A 12955-nucleotide genomic window follows, 5' to 3' on the forward strand; every position below is an offset into this window, starting at 1 on the left:
AGATGATGATGAAATCCGCACGGGTCGTCAGCCCGACGGGCCATGGGTATCTCCTGCTCGAATCGCATCCGGCCGGGTGCTTCCGCGGCGTCGCGCGGATGTGGGACGAGGTGTCCGCGCCCGGGAGGCCGCCGGCGCGGCGTCCGACGGCGCTGGTGATCGGTGCGAGCGGGGGCTACGGCCTGGCGATCACGGTCGCGGGGCTGGCGCGCCACGGCATCGACGGCGTGGGCGTCAGCGTCGAGCGCCCGGCCGGGCGCCGCACCGCCTCGCCAGGCTGGTACCGCACCATCGCGACCGAGGCGATCGCCCGCGAGTCCGGGTCGGACTTCTCCTTCCGCAACGCCGACGCCTTCGCCGACACCACCAAGGCCGAGACGCTGGACCTGCTGGCCGAGCGGTTCGGCGGCGTGGACTACCTGATCTACAGCGTCGCCGCGCCCCGGCGCACCGACCCCCGCACCGGTACCACCCACCGCTCGGTGATCAAGCCCCTCGGCACGCCGTACACGACCTGGAGCCTGGAGTTCTCCGGCGACGGCGCCGCGTCCCTGCGCGAGGCCGTCCACCTCCCGGCGACCGAGGCCGAGACCGCCGCGACCGTGCGCGTCATGGGCGGCGAGGACTGGGGCCGCTGGATCACCGCGCTGGCCGACCGGGGGCTGCTGCGCGACGGTTTCCGCACGGTCGCCCTCACCTACATCGGCTCGCCGATCACCGCGCCGATCTACCGCGCGGGCACGATCGGCGCGGCGAAGAGGGACCTGGAGTCCACCGCGGACGCCCTGACCAAGCAGCTCGCCGAGGTGGGCGGCCACGCCTACACCTCGGTGAACGGCGCCGCGGTCAGCCACGCGCTGACCGGCACCCCCGGCATCCCGCTCTACGCCAGCCTGCTCCGCGCCGTCCTGGGCGACCGCTTCCCGTCCCCCGTCGAGCAGTCGGTCGAGCTGTGGGAGCAGCTCACGACGGACCGGCCCGACCTGGACGAGTCCGGCCGCATCCGCCTCGACCGCTGGGAGCTGGCCGATCCGGTCCAGGCGGCTGTGACCGAGCGCTGGCGGACGATCACCCCCGAGACCCTCACCGAGCTGGCCGACATCCCGTGGTTCCGTGCCCAGGCCCGCTCGCTGTACGGATTCGACGTCCCCGGCGTCGACTACGACGTCCCGGTCGAGACCGACCTCCCCTGGCCGAACCCGAGCTGACCACCTTCGACACCGGCCCGAGCCGACCACACCTGACACCGACGAGTCCCGCTCCCGGATCCGGGGGCGGGACTCGCGCGTCGCGTCAGCCGGCCTCGGCGGCCTGGCTGGTCCAGGTCGCATACATCCGGGCGTAGGCTCCCCCGGCGGCGACGAGCCGGTCGTGCGAACCGGTCTCGACGATCCGGCCCTCGTCCACGACGACCACGCGGTCGGCCTTCATGGCGGTGGACAGCCGGTGCGCGATCAGGATCGCGGTGCGGCCCTCCAGCAGCACGTCCAGCGCGCTCTCGATCCTGGCCTCCGACCGGAGGTCCAGGTTGGACGTGGCCTCGTCCAGCACCAGCACCCGGGGCTGGGCCAGGAAGGCCCTCGCCAGGGCGACGAGCTGCCGTTCGCCGGAGGACAGGGACTGGCCCCGCTCCTGGACGACGGTGTCCAGGCCGTCCGGCAGCCGCTCGACCACCTCGTCCAGTCCGACCGCCCGCACCGCCTCCCAGACCCGGTCATCGGACGCGTCGGAGGTGGCGAAGCGGATGTTGTCCCGCAGCGGCCCGGCGAACAGGAAGGGCTCCTGCGGCACGACGCCGAGTTGCCCGCGCAGCGACTCGATCCGCACGTCCCGCAGGTCGCGCCCGTCGATGAGGATCCGCCCGGCGGACGGGTCGTAGAACCGGGTGACCAGCTTGGCGAGCGTGGACTTGCCCGCGCCGGTCGGACCGACGAACGCCACCGTCTCGCTGGCCCGGATCTCCAGCGACACATCGGAGATCACCGGCCGGTCCGGAAGGTAGCCGAACGACACGTCCTCGAAGGTGATCTCACCCTCGACCCGCGGCAGGTCGACGGCTCCGGGCGCCTCCGCGACCTCCGGCCGGGTGCTGAGCAGCTGCCTCAGCTTCACGACCGACGACTGCCCCTGCTGGTAGGTGTTGTACTGCTGCACCAACTGCTGGATGGGCTGGAAGAACGATCCGAGGTAGAGCAGGAACGCCACCAGCTCGCCGATCGTCAGCGTCCCGTCGGTGACCATGCCCGCGCCGATGGCCAGCAGGACGATCTGCCCGGCCACGCCGACGACCTGGGTGCCGGGCGTGTAGATCGAGTTGATCCGTCCGGTCTGGAGGCTGGCGTCGAAGTACCCGCCGGTGACCTGCCGGTGGTGCTCGGCGTTGCGCCGCTGCCGGTTGTGCGCGGTGACGACGCGCACGCCCTGGAGGCTCTCGGAGAGGTCGGCGATCACGTCGGCGGTGGCGTCCCGCACCCGCAGGTAGCCCTTGGCGGACGCGCGGCGGAACCACAGCGACATCGCGGTCATGACGGGCACGACCAGCACGATCGTGATGAGCGCCAGCTCCACGTCGTAGGTGAACAGCACCACCGAGACGATGACCATCGTCAGGCCCTGGATCGCGAACTGCACCAGGCCCTCTTGCAGCAGCGCCTGGAGGTTCTCGATGTCGGCGGTCATCCGGGTCATGATCACACCGGCCTTCTCGCCGGTGTAGAAGCTCAGCGACAGCCGCTGCAACTGGGTGAAGACCCGGACCCGCAGGTCGTTCATCACCCACGCTGCGATCCGTCCGGTCACCTTGACCCGCGCGGCCTGCGTGAGGCCGGTGACCACCAGGTTGACCAGGTACACCCCCGCGACCACCACCAGGACGCCGAAGTCCTTCGCCGTGATGCCGTCGTCGATGCCGATCTGGGTCAGCAGCGGACCGGCCTGCAGCGTCACCGCCTCCACGATCACGAGCACACCGGCCAGCAGCGCCAACGCCCCGTACGGGCGGACCAGGCGCCGCAGGCTCAGCCCGGCGCCGTCGGGGTCGGGCGTGCCGTGCTCGAAGACGACCTCGGGATCGGGATGCTCCGGCTCGGTCTCCAGCAGCCGCTCGACACCCGGCCGCATCTCCGGCGGCACACCGGCGAACGGGTGGGCCGACGCGCCCGCCTTACCGCCGGTGAACGCCGCTCCGCCACCACCTCCGGGAAACGTCATCGGCCCGTACCCTCCAGCTCCTTGACGCGCTCGTCCGCCTGCGCGAGCACTTCCGCATACAGCGGCGTGCTCGCCAGCAGTTCCGTGTGCGTGCCGTCGGCGACGACGCGCCCGCCGTCCAGCAGCACCACGCGGTCGGCCAGGCTGATCGTGGACGGCCGGTGCGCGATGATCAATGTCGTCCGGCCGCTGAACAGGGTCCGCAGCCCGGCATGGATCTCCTGCTCGACCTGGACGTCGATGGCGCTGGTGGCGTCGTCGAGCACCAGCACCGGCGGATTCACCAGCAGGGTCCGGGCGATCGCGATGCGCTGCCGCTGCCCGCCCGACAGCGTGTAGCCGCGTTCGCCGATGACGGTGTCATACCCCTCGGACAACTCGCCGATGAACCCGTGCGCCCCCGCCAGCCGTGCCACGCGCTCGATGTCGGCGATGCCCGAGTCCGGGCGCCCGTAGGCGATGTTGTCGCGGACCGACGCCGAGAACAGGAACGGCTCGTCCAGGACGATGCCGACGGCGTCGCGCAGGCTGTGCAGGGCCAGCTCCCGCACGTCATGCCCGTCCACGATGACCGCCCCCTCGCGGACGTCGTAGAAGCGCGGCAGAAGCCTGGCCACGGTGGACTTCCCGGAGCCGGTCCGGCCGACCAGCGCCACGGTCTCGCCGCCGCGTAGCCGCAGCGAGAACCCGTCCAGCACATCGGGTCCGTCGCCGTAGCCGAAGCGGACGTCCTTGAACTCGACGTCGCCGCGCGCCCCGGTGAGCTCCAGCGCGCCGGGGGCGTCCACGATCTCCGGCTTCTCGTCCAGCACCTCGTACAGCCGCTTGGCCGCCGCCGACGCCCGCTGACCGAACGTGATCAGCTTGCCGAGCACCCGGAACGGCACCTGGAGCATCAGCAGATACGAGCTGAAGGCCACGATCGCGCCGATCCCCAGACTTCCCTCGATGACGAGGTGCCCTCCGTACAGCAGCACGATCGCCATGCTGACGCTGGGCAGGTTCTGCACCAGGGGCGTCCACCGCGCACGCAGATCGGCGTCCTTCACATAGGCCCAGCGAACCCTCGTCGCCGCCTTCTGGAGCAGCGACAGCTGGTTCCGTTCGGCCGCGAACGACTTGACCACGCGGACGCCGTTGACGTTCTCGTCCACCACGGTCGCGACATCGGCCAGCCGGGCCTGGATCAGCCACGACACCGGGAACATCGAGCGCTGCATGCGCTTGCTCGCCACGTAGAACAGCGGCATCGGCAGCATGGCCATGACGGCGAGCGGCACGTTGATCGCCAGCATGTACACGAACGCCACCAGCGAGACACCGCACTGCACCAGCAGATACGGCGCGAACCCCAGATACATCTGCACCGTGCGGATGTCGGAGTTGGCGCGGGAGATCAGCTGCCCGCTCTGCACCCGGTCGTAGAACGGGAACGACAGGCCGGTCAGATGCGCGTACACCATGTTGCGCAGGTCGTACTCGATCCTGGCGGCGGCGCGGAACAGCAACTGCTTGGACAGGTAGCCGACGACCAGCATGATCACCGTGAGCGCGACCAGCCACCACACGTAGTGCGACAGCGGTACCCGGTCCGCCACGACCGAGTTGTCGAGCGCCTCCTGGATCACCTTCGGCACCTGGACGGCCACCAGCGTGCTGGCCCCGGACGTCACCAGCGCCGTCCCGAACATCCACTTGTGCGCCCGGACCAGCGGCCACGCCCGCCGCAACCAGGAGCGACTCGGATCCGGGTCGATCGCCGCGCTCGGCGGCGGATGGACCTTGCTCACCTGGACTCCTTCCTCCGCGCGCCCTCGCGGGCGGCCCACTCGGCCTGCTTCTCACCGGCCAGCGCCTCATGCCACAGCGACAGCGCGGCCATCGCCCGCTCGGCCTGCTCGGCGTCGAGGAGCGAGGCCAGCTCGCCCAACCTGCGGTTGATCTCCTCGTTGGCCGTGGCCAGCAGGTGCCTGCCCTCGGACGTGATCACGAGCGTGACCTTGCGCCGGTCGTGCGGATCCCGCTCACGCCGCACGTACCTTCCGGCGACCAGACCGTCCATGACCGCGGTGACGGTCGCCGGCATCACCGACAACATCCACGCCACGCGCGACGCCGTCGGCGGTTCCTCCACCGTGAGCACCGACAGCATCCGGTACTGCGGCAGCGTCAACTCCACGCGGAGCAGGGCGTGTTCAACGGACTTCGCCAGCGCGGCCACCACCACGCCCGGCTCAACTGCTTCGGCCATCACACATTTAGATTATCAAACTTAGTACAGTGTGCGCAGTAGCACTCCAGCAGCCTCGCACACACGACGAAGACCATCAAGAGAACCGCCGCGACCCGGCCCCACGGCTCAGCCGACCGTGATCACCGCTGCGCACACAAGCCCGAAGACCCAGGGCGACCCGGCTGCCGGCAACGATGACGAAGACGACAAAAAGCCGGTGCTCTGGCGAGCACCGGCTGTTGTTGCCTGGTCAGGCGAGCGGAGGATACGAGATTCGAACTCGTGAGGGCGTGAACCCAACACGCTTTCCAAGCGTGCGCCCTAGGCCACTAGGCGAATCCTCCACGGGAGAGCCTACCGGGTCCTGGGCAGTGGGAGGACCTCAATAACCGCCGAGGTGGGTATCGGGCCGTACACGTGCGGGAACACCTGATCGCCCACAGGCTCGTACCGGACGGGCGAGCCGAGGCCCGCGACGTCGATGACCAGCAGCACCAGGCCGTCCCTGGCCACGCCGGTGTAGAAGTTGGCGAGCACGCCCTCGACCTGCGCCATGTCGGACGAGCAGTGGACGAAGCCCTCCTCGTCCAGCGTCCTCCCCAGCGTGGACATGGTGTAGGGCGCACCGGCGTCGCGGGCCGGTTCCCAGTGCTGCCGTTCGGCGATGTGCAGGAGCGTCTCCTGCCGAGGCACGGACATACAAGGAGCCTAAAGCCCACCTGCCAAACCACGGCTCACGCATCGCATGGACGGGTTACTGTTCCCTGCGACGACGCGCCCTTAGAGGGGGCTGGCCAGGAGGCAGGCGGAGTTGCCGGATCTACAGGAGCGGCCAGGCTCGCCGGTAATCGGCCCACTGCCGGCCCAGGTCGGCTAGCTCGGCTTTCCAGGGGGTCACAGGGTCGGTGGTGCTGCGGCGCCGCCAGGTTTCGGCGTATGCCCAGGCCAGGCGGTCGATGTCGCTAGGGGCGGCTTGCGTCCAGGAGGGGAACCGTTCCAGCCAGTGCGCCACCTGGTCGGGGGTGTGCCCGGCTTTGAGGAGCCAGGGAATGAGCAGGCCCAGTTCCACCCAGGCCGCCCCACGCGAGGTGAACGCCCAGTCCACCGCGTAGGCACGGCCGGTAGCAGTGATCAGCAGATTGTCAGGGTTCAGGTCCGCGTGGATCAACGAACCACCCGCCATGGCCGACACGTCGTCCAGGAGCGGTTGCCAACGCCGCTCCACCTGGAGCACCACCGCATCGGGCGCGGGCATCACCTGGAAGGTCTCTACGGTCTTGGCCAGCAGGGCAAGATCCGGAGAACCGGGTGAGTAGTCGGCGTGGCGGGCCTGAACGTGCTCGACGCCCAGCAGCAGCCAACCCGCCTCCTCAATGATCCAGTGGAGGCGGGGGGCGTACGGCTGGACGTACGGGTTGATCCGGGCTTCGTTACGCAGTGCCGCGACCTCGGTGCCGTCCCGGTCGGGTTCCTTATGGGCGCCCTTGACGAAGACGGTGCCGGTCGTCGTCGTGAGCATCCCGGTGAAGTGGGCGTGGTTGCCCGCCGGGGGCGGCGTCACCTTGGTCACCTGACCGGTGTGTGCCTGGACGGCTTCTCTCACTTGCTCGGGGAGGTCGGTCCAAGCACAGCGCCCCATCGGGAGCCCTTCCTGGGTGAGTCAGACGCCGGGGTTTTCGGGGCAGCACGATTCACCGGTGGACCAGAATTCCAGCTCGACGGGGTAGCCGGTGGCGTGAAGCGCCGGGATGGTCCTGGCCATCGCGGCGCCGGAGCCGATGTCCTCGATCATGACCGGGACGTGGTGGATGAACCGCCCGGCGACACGTTCGCAGAACTCGGCGTACTCGCGGGTGTGCTCGATGAAGCAGTGCCAGCCGGGGTCTACCGAGACGTCCGGGACGATCCGGATGGCGGGGTTGTCGCCGACGGCCTTGAGGTAGATCAAGGTCTGTTCGATGACGCGCTCGGCGTACCGTCCGGTGACGCGGTGCCGGGTCACCATGAAGCTGACGAGCGTGGAGAAGGTCTCCGGCGAGACGAGGTCACGGGCTTCCTTCACCGCCTCGGTCGTTCTCTCGGAAGTGATGGTCACTGCGGATCTACCTCCCTGGGGCGAGCGCGGTCCGTCGCCGCGCTTGAAATTCCGGACGGCGGCCAAGGATGGGGACGAGTAGGGACTCACCGCGACAATCCAGGCGGAATATCAGGTGATCGGTTCTGTTCCGCTCGCCCTGCGCCGCTCATACCAGGACGGTAGGAGAGGCCCGCCGGCGCGCTCCAGGATGTTTACAGATGTTGCAAGGCGACTATGGCGTCGTTGACGAGGCGCCGGGCCTCCCGTCCGTAGACCGCCTGGCCCTGGAGCAACTTGAAAGCCTTTTCGAAAAGCGCGATCTCTCGTGGCTGTGTCACCTTGATACCCGCGGACGTGGTTTCGATCTTGACAAGCTGATCGTCGAAGATCCAGAACCCCTCGCCGGGCCACAGGCGGCGTACGACCTGCGGCGGGATGATGCCTAGGGAGACGCTGGGAAGCGCCATCACCGCCAGGAGGCGATCGAGTTGGCCGAGCATCACATCTCGGCTCCCGAACACAGTCGAAAGAGTCCGAGCTTCAAGCACGAACGCGAACTTTCGATCGCCTCTGTACAGATAATGCTGACGTTCCATTCTGGCTGCGACGGCTGCGCCGATGTCCGTTTCGGCTTGGTAGAAGGCGGCGGCGATCTCAAGTATCGCCAAGGAGTACTCGGCTGTTTGGAGAATCCCGGGGACGACGTCCGATTCGTACACCCGGAAGCGCCCGGTCGCCTCATACAGAGGGTAGGACTTCTCTTGCAGGCGCCTCAGGCCGCCACGAAGCTGGCGCTGCCACTCCAGCCACATTCCTTCGATGCCGCGCAGTGTCGCGATCAAGGCTGGAACCTGGTCGGTAGCATCACATAACGCGCACCAGGTGTGCACGTCGTTCTCGGAGGGATTCTGACGCCCGTTCTCGATGCGGTAAATCTTGGTGAAATGAATGCCCGAGAGCGCGGCCAGCGCCCGTCCTGTCAGGCGTGCGTCCTTCCGGATCTCGCGAAGGCGGCCGCCGAACTCCTCGCGGGCCCGCTGGACCTGACTCGACACCGGCGGGGTCAGGCGGGGTCGTACTCGTGGTCCGGGACGCCTAGGGTCCAGACCCTCTCGAACGCCTGCCTGCACAGATGTACGACGTCCGGCTCTTTCCAGAGTTGGCGCTCGACAACTTCGCCGCTCGCGGCGAAGACGGTGAAGACCGCCGCCTCGTCATCGAAAAGCCAGAAGTCATTTCCGGGGAGTGCGATGCCCGACACCAGGCGACGAGGGACCCAAACAATCTGCTCCCCCGCTTCGACGAACAGATGCGAGTCCGACAGAACCCAGCGCTGATAGTCGCTGACCGGCTCGGAAACGATCCGTGCTCTCCGGATCACCTTACCTGCCCGTGTCGCGGATCGCACCGTGTCGAACCAGGGTTGCAACCACTTGCGATCGTCCCGCTCCCCGTCCCGCCATTTCTTCAGGTGTGGCTTCTCCACCTGGGTCCCGTAGGAGTCGCGCATCTCCAAGTGCAGCGCTTCCCGGCGGAAAGTACTGAAGAACTCCCGTCGCGCTTCACCTGTGATCAGTTCCAAAATCTACCCTTCACCGAGCAGAGCCCTCAGGGCTGACTTCGGGGTCTCCACGCAGTCCTCATGATCTGGGATGTCCATCTGGCCACGTGCTTCGGCGCTGGCCACCCGAGCACCCCGAACGATGAATTTCCCTTCTTTGCCCACGTGCACGATCGGCGGTGCCCAGTTCGTCACGCGACCTGTGACGCCATCGTTGACCAGGTGGTCGAAGAGGCCGGAGGGACCTCGACGATCTCCTCGCCTTCCGGCACATCGAGCTTGTCCAAGATCTCGGGATCGGTCACGATCCAACCCTGAATGATGTAGGTGTCCTGGTCGGTGGCGTACAGGGTCGGAGATTCATCCGGCTTCGAGTCCTTGCCCAAGAACGTAAGGCGCATGGATGCCCCTCGGTCCGAAGCGTTGACGGATGTTGCAGCACCAACACTCCGCGCCGGGGCGGGATGACGTCAAGAGGTCCCCGCAGTCTGACTTGTGTTCCTCGTGCCAGTTCCCAGCAAAGCCCTGCGCCGTCCCTCCTCAGGGGTCTGTTGGAGCGGACGCCTGGGCTCAGCGGATTCCTCTGGTCGGAGACGACCTGGCCTTGGTGCCGCAAGGTGACCGGATCTCGCCAAGATCGACCCGCTTCCAGGGGATACGCTAAGAATGAATTTCATCCCATGCCCGGGGGCTGATATGGGTTTCTTGGAGAATGCCGGAAAGGCGATCGGCGCGCTCGGTCGCGCCATCGGCGACTACGAAGCAGCCAGAAATCAAGCGCAGTACCTCCTCACCATGAGCGAGGACCAGGCGAAGCTGCGACTGCACGAGCGGGCCCGCGAGGATCGGGACCCCGTGATCCTGATCAGCCGCGCGCTGAAGGAGATCGCACGAACGGACTCCGGCGACCGCGCGGACCTGGCGGCCCGGCTCGCCCTGTTCGCCGACGGCCTCGTATAGCCCCTGCCGAGACACCCACGGGGCCCTTGCGACCAGGCGCCACTGGACGTCGCCCTATTGGTCATCCGGTGCTTCGCGAGGGCAGTGGCGGGCCACGCAGCCCCGAGCCGCGATCAGCGACGAACTGCTCTCAGCGAACCGGACTGCGGGTCGGTCGTGGGCTGGGGATCGGATGCCGTTGGGCGGGGGTGGGTGGGGTGTGGTGGCTGCGGCGTGGCTATCTGGGGATCCGGCCGATCCTGGGGCAGGGATGCCATAGACTCTGGGCAGACCCCTCGCACGGCGTCACCCTGTGAACCTCCCCAGGGCCGGAAGGCAGCAAGGATAAGCAGGCTCTGGCGGGTGTGCGGGGGGTCCTTTTCGCTTCTGACGCTCCGCTTCTTGAGGGAGGGCGGGCCCCCGATGAGTCTGGCTCTGTACCGCAAGTACCGGCCAGCGACGTTCGCCGAACTGAAGGGGCAGGAACACGTCGCCGAGCCCCTGCGGCAGGCGCTGCGCAACGGCCGGATCAACCACGCCTACCTGTTCAGCGGTCCGCGCGGCTGCGGCAAGACGTCCAGCGCCCGTATCCTCGCGCGTTCGCTCAACTGCGAGCAGGGGCCGACCGCGGATCCGTGCGGCGAGTGCGACTCGTGTGTCGCGCTCGGTCCGTCGGGCAGCGGCCACATCGACGTCATCGAGATCGACGCGGCCTCGCACGGTGGCGTTGACGACGCCCGTGACCTGCGGGAACGTGCGTTCTTCGCGCCGGTGTCGGCGCGCTTCAAGGTGTACATCATCGACGAGGCGCACATGGTCACCCGCGAGGGCTTCAACGCGCTGCTGAAGCTCGTCGAGGAGCCCCCGCCGCACCTGAAGTTCGTCTTCGCGACCACCGAGCCGGAGAAGGTCATCGGGACGATCAGGTCCCGGACCCACCACTATCCGTTCCGGCTCATCCCGCCGGGCGTCCTCCAAGATCTCGTCGAGGAGATCCTGCGGTCGGAGAAGGTGCCCTACGAGGAGTCGGCGCTGCCGCTCGCGGTGCGGGCCGGGGCGGGCTCCGCCCGTGACACCCTGTCGATCCTCGACCAGCTTCTCGCGGGGTCGGACGAACAGGGCATCACCTACACGCGGGCCGTCTCGCTGCTCGGATACACCGATTCCGCCTTGCTGGACGAGGTGGTCGCAGCCTTCGCGGCCCGGGACGGCGCGGCCGTGTTCGCCGCGATCGACCGGGTTGTAGAAAGTGGTCAGGATCCGCGGCGTTTCACGGCCGACCTGCTGGAGCGCGTCCGGGATCTGGTGATCCTGTCGAACGTCCCGGATGCCGGGGGTTCCGGCCTCCTCAACGTTCCGGCCGACGAGCTGGAGCAGATGCGGCGGCAGGCCTCGTCCATGGGGCCGGGGGAGCTGACGCGCGCGGCGGACCTGCTGCACACCGGGCTCACGGAGATGCGCGGCGCCACGTCCCCGCGCCTGCTGCTTGAGCTGATCAGCGCACGTATCCTCCTCCCCGCCGCGTACGAGGACGAGGCGTCGATGTTCGCGCGGCTCGACCGGCTGGAGCGAACGGCCGCGCAGGGCGGGTTCGCCGGCGGCGGCCAGGGCGGCGCCCAAGGGGGCGGCGGGTTGGCGCCCGCCTTCCAGGCCGGGCAGGGAGCACCTGTCCCGGGGGCGCCTGGCCGGGCGACGCCGCCCGGTGGGGGTGGACGGCCGGGGCAGGACTCCGCGCAGGGATCTCCGCAGGGCTCCGCGCAAAGCCCTGCCCAGAGTCCCGCGCAAGGATCCGCCCCTGGGCCAGCGCAGAGCTCTGCCTCCAGGCCCGCGCAAGGGTCCGCGCAGGGTTCCGAGCAAAACCCGGCGGGACAGCCCCCGCCCGCCCAGGGGGGCGACCCCACTTCCAGTGTCAACCGCCGTCCCGGGTCTCCGGAAGCGGAACGCGGTTCTGTGGATAACCGCTCGAACACCCCTGTGGACAACCGCCCCGACAACCGCTCGGACCACCGTCCGGTCAACCGTCCGAGCCAACCCGCTGCGCCCACTTCGCCGGCTCCGCCCGCCTCACCCGCCCCCCAGGCCGCCGCTCCGGGCGGCGGGATGGACGTCGGCACCGTCCAGCAGTACTGGCCGGACATCGTCGAGGCCGTCAAGCAGGTCAGCCGCGCCACCTGGATGGTCATCATGTCCGGGGTGCGGCCCGTCGCCCTCGACGGACGCGTGCTGACGCTCTCCTTCGACGCCGAAGGGTCCCGGCTGGGCTTCGTCAACGGCAACCGCGACGTGATCCTCTGCGAGGTCCTGAAGGAGCGGATGGGCGTCGACTGGCGGATCGAGACCGTCGTCGGCGGCGGCTCACCCCCCGCAGGCGGACGTCCCGGCGGACGGCCGGGAGGCGGCGGCAGCCCGCCCAACCGCGGAGGCGGCAACCCAGGGGGCGGCCAGGGAACCAGGCCGGGCGGCCAAGGCGGCGGCAACGGCGGCAATGGCGGAACGGGAAGCGGTTTCGGTTCCTCCCCCGCGGCCGGGTTCGGCGGCGCGTCCGACCAGGCGGCCCCGGCCGGTGCGCCGAGCGGAGCGCCGGCGCCGTCCGCCGGTGCGCAGCCCGGCCGGGCTCCCGCGCCCCGGACCGGCCAGGGCGATCCCGGGCCGATGCCCCCGCCTCCGGACGAGCCTCCCCCGCCGCCCGACCCGGGCCCGGTGGACGAGAGCGACGAGGTCGACCCCGAGGGCGACGCCGACGCGGACGGCACCGAGGCCGAGATGAGCGGGATGGCGCTCATCCAGCGGGAGCTGGGCGGACAGATCATCAAGGAGATCGACAACACCTGAGGCGGGCCCGCGGAGGGCTGAGGGGGAGGCCGGAGGGGGGCGGCGCACCGGGCGGGGCCGGACGTACCGCATCATGGTCGAACCCCGTAGTCTCGGGAGGACG

General features: G+C 69.0%; 12 protein-coding genes, 1 tRNA gene and 1 other RNA gene. 4 read left to right on the forward strand and 10 right to left on the reverse strand.

The window, feature by feature from the left end:
- Nucleotides 1-8 precede the first annotated feature (8 nt).
- Entirely contained in the window at nucleotides 9-1208 is a 1200-nt protein-coding gene (fabV, locus tag GNZ18_RS15530) for an enoyl-[acyl-carrier-protein] reductase FabV (protein ID WP_216651310.1), read from the forward strand.
- 85 nt (nucleotides 1209-1293) lie between these two features.
- Here fabV and GNZ18_RS15535 read toward each other — a convergent pair whose 3' ends face one another.
- The 10 genes from GNZ18_RS15535 to GNZ18_RS15580 form a co-directional block, all read right to left on the reverse strand.
- A complete protein-coding gene (locus GNZ18_RS15535) occupies nucleotides 1294-3210 on the reverse strand; it encodes an ABC transporter ATP-binding protein (RefSeq protein ID WP_156217190.1) in 1917 nt (638 codons plus the stop codon).
- Complete coding sequence (locus tag GNZ18_RS15540; protein WP_216651313.1) at nucleotides 3207-5000, reverse strand: ABC transporter ATP-binding protein; 1794 nt, start codon at nucleotides 4998-5000, stop codon at nucleotides 3207-3209. Before GNZ18_RS15540 ends, GNZ18_RS15535 begins: the two co-directional genes overlap by 4 nt.
- A complete protein-coding gene (locus tag GNZ18_RS15545) occupies nucleotides 4997-5461 on the reverse strand; it encodes a MarR family winged helix-turn-helix transcriptional regulator (RefSeq protein WP_156217191.1) in 465 nt (154 codons plus the stop codon). Before GNZ18_RS15545 ends, GNZ18_RS15540 begins: the two co-directional genes overlap by 4 nt.
- A gap of 241 nt (nucleotides 5462-5702) precedes the next feature.
- Nucleotides 5703-5787 (reverse strand) — tRNA-Ser (locus GNZ18_RS15550).
- A gap of 10 nt (nucleotides 5788-5797) precedes the next feature.
- A complete protein-coding gene (locus tag GNZ18_RS15555) occupies nucleotides 5798-6142 on the reverse strand; it encodes a DUF952 domain-containing protein (RefSeq protein ID WP_156217192.1) in 345 nt (114 codons plus the stop codon).
- 121 nt (nucleotides 6143-6263) lie between these two features.
- Entirely contained in the window at nucleotides 6264-7013 is a 750-nt protein-coding gene (locus tag GNZ18_RS43165; protein WP_173390780.1) for a phosphotransferase family protein, read from the reverse strand.
- Between the two features lie 90 nt (nucleotides 7014-7103).
- Nucleotides 7104-7538: a UCP032817 domain-containing protein gene (locus tag GNZ18_RS15565; protein WP_156217194.1), complete on the reverse strand. Its 435-nt coding sequence runs from the start codon at nucleotides 7536-7538 to the stop codon at nucleotides 7104-7106.
- A 194-nt stretch (nucleotides 7539-7732) separates the two neighbouring features.
- The gene (locus GNZ18_RS15570; protein ID WP_312874546.1) at nucleotides 7733-8575 is read right to left on the reverse strand and encodes a helix-turn-helix domain-containing protein; all 843 of its coding nucleotides are present in this window, start codon (nucleotides 8573-8575) and stop codon (nucleotides 7733-7735) included.
- A gap of 8 nt (nucleotides 8576-8583) precedes the next feature.
- Complete coding sequence (locus tag GNZ18_RS15575; protein WP_156217195.1) at nucleotides 8584-9102, reverse strand: DUF6879 family protein; 519 nt, start codon at nucleotides 9100-9102, stop codon at nucleotides 8584-8586.
- A gap of 170 nt (nucleotides 9103-9272) precedes the next feature.
- Nucleotides 9273-9482, reverse strand: coding sequence for a hypothetical protein (locus tag GNZ18_RS15580; RefSeq protein ID WP_156217196.1), 210 nt, complete (start codon nucleotides 9480-9482; stop codon nucleotides 9273-9275).
- Between the two features lie 295 nt (nucleotides 9483-9777).
- Here GNZ18_RS15580 and GNZ18_RS15585 point away from each other — a divergent pair, with 295 nt between their 5' ends.
- The 3 genes from GNZ18_RS15585 to GNZ18_RS15595 all read left to right on the forward strand — a co-directional run bounded on the left by GNZ18_RS15585 (nucleotide 9778) and on the right by GNZ18_RS15595 (nucleotide 12852).
- A complete protein-coding gene (locus GNZ18_RS15585) occupies nucleotides 9778-10041 on the forward strand; it encodes a hypothetical protein (protein WP_156217197.1) in 264 nt (87 codons plus the stop codon).
- Between the two features lie 266 nt (nucleotides 10042-10307).
- Nucleotides 10308-10403: signal recognition particle sRNA small type (gene ffs / locus GNZ18_RS15590), an RNA gene on the forward strand.
- Between the two features lie 40 nt (nucleotides 10404-10443).
- On the forward strand, nucleotides 10444-12852 hold the full coding sequence (locus GNZ18_RS15595) for a DNA polymerase III subunit gamma and tau (RefSeq protein WP_156217198.1): 2409 nt from the start codon (nucleotides 10444-10446) through the stop codon (nucleotides 12850-12852).
- Nucleotides 12853-12955: the final 103 nt, after the last annotated feature.

Source organism: Actinomadura litoris (genome assembly GCF_009733595.1).
Taxonomy (GTDB): domain Bacteria; phylum Actinomycetota; class Actinomycetes; order Streptosporangiales; family Streptosporangiaceae; genus Spirillospora; species Spirillospora litoris.

What these genes read in the sequence shown, in the direction of transcription:
- GNZ18_RS15535 (WP_156217190.1), bottom strand. Translation starts at nt 3,210, where the DNA reads ATGACGTTTCCCGGAGGTGGTGGCGGAGCGGCGTTCACCGGCGGTAAG.
- GNZ18_RS15585 (WP_156217197.1), top strand. Translation starts at nt 9,778, where the DNA reads ATGGGTTTCTTGGAGAATGCCGGAAAGGCGATCGGCGCGCTCGGTCGC.
- GNZ18_RS15580 (WP_156217196.1), bottom strand. Translation starts at nt 9,482, where the DNA reads ATGCGCCTTACGTTCTTGGGCAAGGACTCGAAGCCGGATGAATCTCCG.
- fabV (WP_216651310.1), top strand. Translation starts at nt 9, where the DNA reads ATGAAATCCGCACGGGTCGTCAGCCCGACGGGCCATGGGTATCTCCTG.
- GNZ18_RS15545 (WP_156217191.1), bottom strand. Translation starts at nt 5,461, where the DNA reads ATGGCCGAAGCAGTTGAGCCGGGCGTGGTGGTGGCCGCGCTGGCGAAG.
- GNZ18_RS15555 (WP_156217192.1), bottom strand. Translation starts at nt 6,142, where the DNA reads ATGTCCGTGCCTCGGCAGGAGACGCTCCTGCACATCGCCGAACGGCAG.
- GNZ18_RS15595 (WP_156217198.1), top strand. Translation starts at nt 10,444, where the DNA reads ATGAGTCTGGCTCTGTACCGCAAGTACCGGCCAGCGACGTTCGCCGAA.